Raw genomic sequence first — 7,447 nt, 5'->3', positions numbered from 1 at the left:
CCCTCGTCCAAATAAAATGCTCTTTCCATTGTTGAGTTCGAGGGTTAAACAGAGGAACCTCTGCTTGAGTTTCTAGATCGCTACCTGCTGTAAAATTGTAACGGCGTTGATTGCAACGGCTACAAGCAAGTGCCAAATTATTCACATCATCCGTACCTGCTAAAGAGCGGGGTTTAATATGGTCGATCGTAAAGCGAGAGGTGCTGATTTCTTCTGGGGAGTGGCAATATTCACAAAGGTAGTTAGCCCGTTGTCTAACATATTGGCGGGTTGCCTCGGTAATGGTCATTTTTGAGCAATTAGGAGGGAGTTTAAGTAAGTAAAGAGGCGATCGAATTCGTTAATGGCGTTGAGTTCCTCTTGTTCTTCTGAGGTTAAAGCATTGATTTGATTTTTTTCCAGAAGAGTTTCCAGACGGGATTGAAGTGGCTCGGTAAATTTGAACAGCGGACGACCGTTGACCATTTCTACTTTAATTCCGGTTTCAATCAGGGAGGGAGGTTGAATGATAACTTGCATAATTTTAATTTTATAAAGAAGGCGAACACTTGTATTTATTTTAATCGTTGATATGGGGGTTCGCCATCAAATTAAAAAGGGGTCATCGCGACCCCCCACCTTTGCCGTAGAAGCTATTTTTTAAAGCAACCCTGTATTTGTACCTTGTTTGCCAGTGGCTAGCTTCACTTTGATAATTTTGCCGCCCATTTTCATGATCCGCTGTTGTTCCCGAAACCAGTTGTCGTAGGGAACTAACTTAGTGAAATAGGTGTTTTGCAACTCCCGTTGAGTTCGGGTTCTAGTTTGGCTAGGGACGCAAGCCGTCACCTGAAACATTCGCATGATTGAACTTCTCCTAATTAAAACTCAAAAACTTTAAATTCAAATCAGGTTTGGGACTCAACTGTCAATACCAGATTGTCAAAACTCATCTGCTTAACTAAAAAGTCAGACTTGCCTTTAACAAGCTAGCACTCACAATTGATTTCCCAAACCTTGAAAAAATGACCGACTACAGATTCACAAGGGAACGTGCCAGAATTCTCTAGCTCAAACCCGAGCAAATGTAGTCGAAGTAAACACCCATTTCCTTACCAGCATCAGCACCAACCAGACTGGCGGTAACTTCTTTCATGGCTTGGATGGCTTGTACGGTTGCACTGATGGGAACGCCTAGAGAGTTATAGGTTTCCTTGAGTCCATTCAGTACACGCTCATCCAGGATGGAGGTGTCACCCGCCAACATGGCATAGGTGGAGTAGCGCAGATAGTAGTCCAAGTCGCGGATACAAGCAGCGTAGCGGCGAGTGGTGTACATGTTGCCACCCGGACGAGTGATATCCGAGTAGAGCAAAGACTTGGCAACAGCTTCTTTAACGATAGTTGCTGCGTTAGCACTAATTGTGGTTGCCGCACGCACCCGCAATTCACCCGTGGCGAAATAGCCCTTGAGCTTGTCCATCGCAGAGGCGTCCAGGTATTTTCCTTGAACGTCGGAAGAGTTAATAACAGAGGTAATTGCGTCTTGCATCGATTCTATTTTCCTTATTTCACCTAGTCTCTCGAATCCTTAAGACAGACGTGCAACGTCCAGGTGTGGAAGCGTCATGCTACGTCTTTCCCAGTCGGATAGGGTCTACTGCATTGCTCCGATTACATAGTCGAAGTAGGAGCCAGCTTCAGCCGCATCTTCCCCAGTCATCATACCGGTAGCCGCGGTTTTCATGGCACGAACGCCTTCGACAACAGCGTCAACGGGAGTCCCTAAAGACTTGTACATTTCCCGCACGCCGACTAAGCCAATTTCTTCAATTGGGGTAACATCGCCAGCGACAACACCATAAGTGATTAGGCGCAGATAGTAGTCCAAGTCACGCAGACAAGTTGCTGTCATTTCTTCACCATAGGCATTACCACCGGGAGAAACAACATCAGGACGCTTCTGGAATAACTGGTCTCCAGCTTGCTTAACGATGCGCTCACGAGAGTCTGTCAACGTTTGAGCAACCCGTAGGCGACGATCACCAGAGGTGACAAACGACTTGATCCGGTCTAATTCACCAGGGCTTAGGTAACGAGCCTCGGCATCGGCATTCACGATTGATTTCGTGACTATACTCATTTACAGGATTCCTCCTCCAAGAATGTAACCAGGTGTGCTTAAACTGGCTTATTGTAACTGTTGAAACGCTGCAACGCTTCCCAATGGGCTAGGCTTTCCAGCTTAATGGCTGACTCTGCCCGATCTTGAAACGACTTAATCGACTCAAGATTGGTGAGAGTAGCTAGCGATACATTAGGTCAGTGAGACAGCTCTCTTCCGCAAATATTTTGCGATAGATTGTTCACATTTTTCCTATGTTCGCAACATTTTGTAACATTTGTCCTCAGATTTGGGGGTGGGGGAACGCTGATTATAGAGACGTAGCATGCTACGTCTCTACACCCTATCTTCCTCAAAGACGTGCCATGGCACGCCTGGAACATCACCCTAATCCCTAATCAGAGATAGCTTTAATGCTCCCTAAGTAATTGCCTGCTGGCAACGAGGGAACGCGAGGATAGGGAACCACATAGTCCCCGAAGAAACGAGCATACTCTGAACTATCCACGATCGCAACCACAGCCGCATTCAGTCCTTGTTCAGCCATGAGTTTGGTGTAGTCCTGAATCTCCGTTTGAGTCGCAGGAGTGCGTCCCAACAGATGACGGAACAAAAACTCGATGACTTTGGCACTGGGATAGGGCGAGTAGAAGCGCTGGCGATAGCTTTCACTACATGCCAACCCCTTAACAAAGTCGCGCACCGAGATGTCACCCTGGCTCAGTTGACGCTCTAAGTCAGGCTGTCGATAGGATGGGGGAATTTCACCCGTCCAAATATCCATCACCTGAGCGTAAATTGCCTCGATCACCTGAGCCGTTTCGTCCGGATTTCCGGGGTTGAGGCGAAAAATCCGTGCGGGTTTACGATTGGCAATTCCGATGGCGGGTTGAACCGCGGGATTATTGTCCTTGGGTACAGAACGACTGAGTTCGACAAAATCCGGCTTAGGTGTCGCCGCCATATCCGCGATCGCTTTACCCGTCAGGGGCAGTTTTGCCCCATCCACTCGCGAACTGACTGGCTCAAAGCTAGGAACCACCAGTTGATCATTCTGCTTGGTCAGCTTGTTATAGAGTTTCTCCGTATTGGGGAAGTTCGCCGCCGGTAAAGTGGGGAAGCGACGATAGGGAACCGTATCTTCACCAAAGATTTGAACATACTCCATGCTGTTGACCATGGCACCGATAAAGCCTCGGATACCTTGGGACGCCAGAATCTGGTTGTACTTTTGGATTTCCTTTTGATTTTCCGGTGCCCGACCCAAGAAATGCTTGGTTCCCAACTCAATCACCTTGGTGTTGGGATAGGGCGTGTAGAACTCTTTGATGTAAAGTTCAGAGCATCCTAAACCTTCAATAAACTCCTTGAGGTTAATCTCACCGTTCCCCAGCTTGCTTTCCAGGCTAGAGAACTGACCTTTGACCACATAAGGCTCAACATCGCGCTCAAAGATCTGGCGATAGGCGGCACGAATCAGAACCTTCACCGCGGGCTTATCGTTGAGATCCGTCAGCTTAAAGATCTTGGTCTGCTGGCGCTTAGTGTTAACGCCCTGATTAATCCGGAATTGAACATCCGGCTCAGTCCGCGTTTCTGGCACCTCTCCCATCGCCACATAGGTGGGAGTAGCTGGTACTTCTGGCTTGGTACCCACATCCTCACGAATCGCACCGGGTCGAGCCGATCGCAATTGTAGACCCCCCGGTGTCAGATAGCGCTCGTAGGGAACCGTATCTTCCCCAAAGGCTTCCTCGTATTCTTTGCTGTCAATCAGCAGATCAACCAGGGCGTAGAAGCCTTTTTTGGCACAAATATCAAAGTATTTGTTCGTTTCCCCGCGCCCGTAAGTGGGGCGTCCCAATAGACGACGGTGGATATATTCCACAGCCTTCATCACATACAGGGATGTCCAGTACATCTTGCGGAAGACATCGGACTTCGCCAAGATGCGGATAAATTCCCGGATAGTAATCTCACCATTTTCCAGCTTAATCTCCGCCACTTTCTGGCGTTGACCATCATACACATCCCGCCCAAAGACTTGGCGATAGCAGGCACTAATCACCTTTTGCGTCGAGCTTTCGGCAAATGTGACACTAGCCGCCTTATTGCTAGGAATCTGGTCTAAGCGGAAGACTTTCGCCCCCAGAGACCCCGGAAACTCACCCCTTGCCTTGGGGTTGCTGTTTTGGTTATTAGTAGCAGGTCCACGATGGATTAGGATGCGCTTGGTATCCTTACCAAAACCAGCCGGTTGGGTGTTGGGATTGCGAGTTTCTTTAGGGAAAATTGCTCCAAACTGAATCTCTAAGGGGTCATTACCAGCACCGTATGGGTGTTGATCCGGCAACGGCTGCTCATACTTGGCAAAGGTGGTGATAAATTGCGGTACCTTGCGGAAGGGGGCGCTGTATTTGAGCAAATCTTGCTGCATCCCCCAATTGCGGCATTCCTGAGCCTCCTGTCCCAATCCCCGTAGGTAGGGAACCGTTTCTTCACCAAAGTAATCGGAATATTCCTGAGAATCCACCAAGGCGTCCACCAGCGCCGCTAAACCGCCATCGGACACAATCGAGAAGTAGGTCTGAACTTCTTCGCGAGAGGACGGACCCCGACCCAGGAAATGACGGAATGCCAGTTCTAAAGCACGACTGTTTATAAAGGGTTCGTAAAATTGCTTACGATATAGGGGCGATTTACCCAGGCGACGCACAAACTCCTTCATGGAGATGTCACCGTTTTTCACCTGAGATTCTAGGTAGGAGATGGATTGGCTGTAGGCGCGGCTAATGTCACGCTCAAAGATTTGCCGATACGCCGCCTTGATCACTTGGTTCTTTTCCGACGCCGACAGTCCTGTCTTGAGTACGAACTTCGGACGTCGTTCGGCGGCATTAAAGTAGCTTTGGGGCAGTTGTAACCCTTGCTGATCCCGTGAAGGACGCTGCCGAATTTTATCGGCTGGATTTGGTGCTTTGAATTCGTTAATCAGAATCTCAAAGTACTCACCCACCAGTTGGGCGGCTTCAGCATCGCGCTTAAAGTATCCCAAAGACGCTGCCCGCATTTCTTGCAGTGCCAGTAATGTGGCATCTCCAGAGCAGGCATTTTCGATAATTTCCCGTAATCCGCGGACGTTGACGGTAATAATATTCGGGTCACCTGCAACGATCGCGTAGGTGAGGTAGCGCAGCATCCAAGACAAGTCCCGCAGGGATTTCTGCATATTGCTTGGACCATAACGGGCGACGTTTATCGGTCGGAATCCTGCTGGGGCTGGACCGCCACTTGAGGCGCTAAAGATGTTCCGGAATCCTTCAAAGAAACCCCCGCCACTTTCTACATACGTCGCGGTTCCCAGTGCCATCGTGCGTCTGACATCTCCTGTCTGCGCCCCACTGGTTGCCATTGCCATTTCCGGTGCAGGTTCTTCCTGGGGTTTTTCTAAATACGCCATCGGAGAACCGCCGACAAAAATCCGGTTAGCGGCACGAGATACGATCAAGTCTGAGTTTTGAGTAATCAGATTGGCAATATCTATGCGTCTTGTACCGGATTGGAAGTATTCGGACAGCTCAAGCAGCTCTCCTTTACCCAAGAACCGATCTTGCTGTTCGGCTTGGATAATGTTGCTAATCGGTACAGTTTGATACAGTTGCGGACGTGCAACTGAGCTTCCACCACTTGCCTTAACACTCATTGATTTTCTTTCCGCTCCCATCGACAATTGCTACTGACTGTGTTAAGCCTGACCAGGGTATTCATCTAGGTCACTGTCGTTTACATTCTTAGGCTCAGTACATTAAGATTTTTTCCCAGACCTACTTGTTCAGGGAATGGGATATCCTGCGTTACCTTGCCCTAAATCAACCAGTGACCTCGCTCAACCTGGTCAGAATCTAGATTAAAACGTTTCTGATCTGCTTAACGGCTTTATTAAGAAGTGTATAGAATACATGCCAAAATTTTACAGTGTCATAACAGAGTCATCATAGTGGATTAATCTCACTCACTGAGAAAAAGCATAAGTTTTGTTACATTAGTTCGGGTTCCGAGGGGTGAAGGAGCTGGGGGAGCTGGGGAAGCAAAGGACAAATTACAAATGACAAAGGACAAATGACGAATGACCAATGACAATACCAGCATTGCTGTAGCCCAATTGTATGACGCTTACCCCTTTCCCCCAGAACCCTTGCTGGATGAACCGCCGCCTGGGTATAACTGGCGCTGGAATTGGTTAGCCGCCTATAGTTTCTGCACGGGTCAAAAACCGTCAAGGCAGGATATTCGGATTTTAGATGCTGGCTGTGGTACAGGGGTAGGCACCGAATATTTGGTTCACCTGAATCCCCAAGCTGCGGTGGTGGGCATCGATTTGAGTGCTGGGGCTTTGCAGGTGGCGCAGGAACGCTGTCATCGTTCTGGGGCGAATCGGGTTGAGTTTCATCACTTGAGCCTCTATGATGCCCAGGAACTGGCGGGAGAGTTTGATTTAATTAACTGTGTGGGCGTATTGCATCATTTGCCTGATCCGATTCGGGGTATTCAGGCATTAGCACCTAAGTTAGCACCAGGGGGCTTGATGCATATTTTTGTTTATGCTGAATTGGGTCGTTGGGAAGTGCGGCTAATGCAACAGGCGATCGCACTTTTGCAAGGGGATCGGCGAGGTGATTACCACGATGGCGTGCAAGTCGGACGCCAGGTGTTTGAATCTTTACCAGAAAATAACCGAATTGTCAAGCGAGAGAAAGAACGCTGGTCATTGGAAAATCAACGGGATGCTAATTTCGCGGATATGTATCTGCATCCCCAAGAGATTGACTACACGATTGACAGTCTATTTGAGTTAATTGAGGCGTCGGGGTTAGAGTTTATCGGCTTTTCTAATCCTGGATATTGGCAATTGGATCGGCTATTGGGGAAAAATCCAGAGTTAATGGAACGGGCGAGTGGATTGTGCGATCGCGAACGGTATCGTTTAATTGAATTGTTAGATCCAGATGTGTCCCATTATGAGTTTTTCTTGGGGTGTCCACCTTTACCGAAAGTTGATTGGTCACAGGATGAGGAGTTATTAGCGGCGATTCCAGAACGGAATCCCTGTATGGAAGGGTGGCCCAGTCAATGTCTATTTAACTACGATTATCAGATTATTAATTTATCAGATACGGAGTTTGCTTTCCTGCAAGCCTGTGACGAAAATAGCAGTCAACAGCGCACTGTGGCAGAGATTTTAAGGGATGTAGAGTTAGGATTAGATGGCGTGCGATCGCTCCAACAACAGCAGCTTATTATCTTAAGTCGGTGATTGTCATTTGTCATTTGTCATTTGTCATT

The 7,447-nt window shown here is 48.2% G+C and carries 7 protein-coding genes; 1 reads left to right on the top strand and 6 read right to left on the bottom strand.

Annotated features, from left to right (window positions below; all coding sequences use genetic code 11):
* From ACLFWI_RS22995 to ACLFWI_RS22970, 6 genes are all read right to left on the bottom strand, one after another.
* Positions 1–289, bottom strand: a 289-nt coding sequence (locus ACLFWI_RS22995; protein WP_446414857.1) for an HNH endonuclease, incomplete at its 3' end; no start/stop codon positions are given.
* A complete protein-coding gene (locus tag ACLFWI_RS22990) occupies positions 286–519 on the bottom strand; it encodes a hypothetical protein (RefSeq protein WP_446414856.1) in 234 nt (77 codons plus the stop codon). The genes ACLFWI_RS22990 and ACLFWI_RS22995, both read right to left, overlap by 4 nt.
* A 120-nt stretch (positions 520–639) precedes the next feature.
* Complete coding sequence (locus ACLFWI_RS22985) at positions 640–843, bottom strand: phycobilisome linker polypeptide (protein ID WP_006101555.1); 204 nt, start codon at positions 841–843, stop codon at positions 640–642.
* 202 nt (positions 844–1,045) lie between these two features.
* Positions 1,046–1,531: an allophycocyanin subunit beta gene (apcB, locus tag ACLFWI_RS22980; protein WP_446370407.1), complete on the bottom strand. Its 486-nt coding sequence runs from the start codon at positions 1,529–1,531 to the stop codon at positions 1,046–1,048.
* A 105-nt stretch (positions 1,532–1,636) separates the two neighbouring features.
* Positions 1,637–2,122, bottom strand: coding sequence for an allophycocyanin subunit alpha (gene apcA, locus ACLFWI_RS22975; protein WP_446386694.1), 486 nt, complete (start codon positions 2,120–2,122; stop codon positions 1,637–1,639).
* A gap of 376 nt (positions 2,123–2,498) precedes the next feature.
* Complete coding sequence (locus tag ACLFWI_RS22970; protein ID WP_446414855.1) at positions 2,499–5,807, bottom strand: phycobilisome rod-core linker polypeptide; 3,309 nt, start codon at positions 5,805–5,807, stop codon at positions 2,499–2,501.
* A gap of 423 nt (positions 5,808–6,230) precedes the next feature.
* Between ACLFWI_RS22970 and ACLFWI_RS22965 the strand changes: the two genes are divergently transcribed.
* Complete coding sequence (locus tag ACLFWI_RS22965) at positions 6,231–7,418, top strand: class I SAM-dependent methyltransferase (protein ID WP_446414854.1); 1,188 nt, start codon at positions 6,231–6,233, stop codon at positions 7,416–7,418.
* The last annotated feature ends 29 nt before the right edge of the window (positions 7,419–7,447 follow it).

The organism is Coleofasciculus sp. (genome assembly GCF_046539235.1).
Taxonomy (GTDB): domain Bacteria; phylum Cyanobacteriota; class Cyanobacteriia; order Cyanobacteriales; family Coleofasciculaceae; genus Coleofasciculus.
Note: the sequence above shows the minus strand (reverse complement) of the source record. Positions and strands in the feature narration are given on the sequence as shown.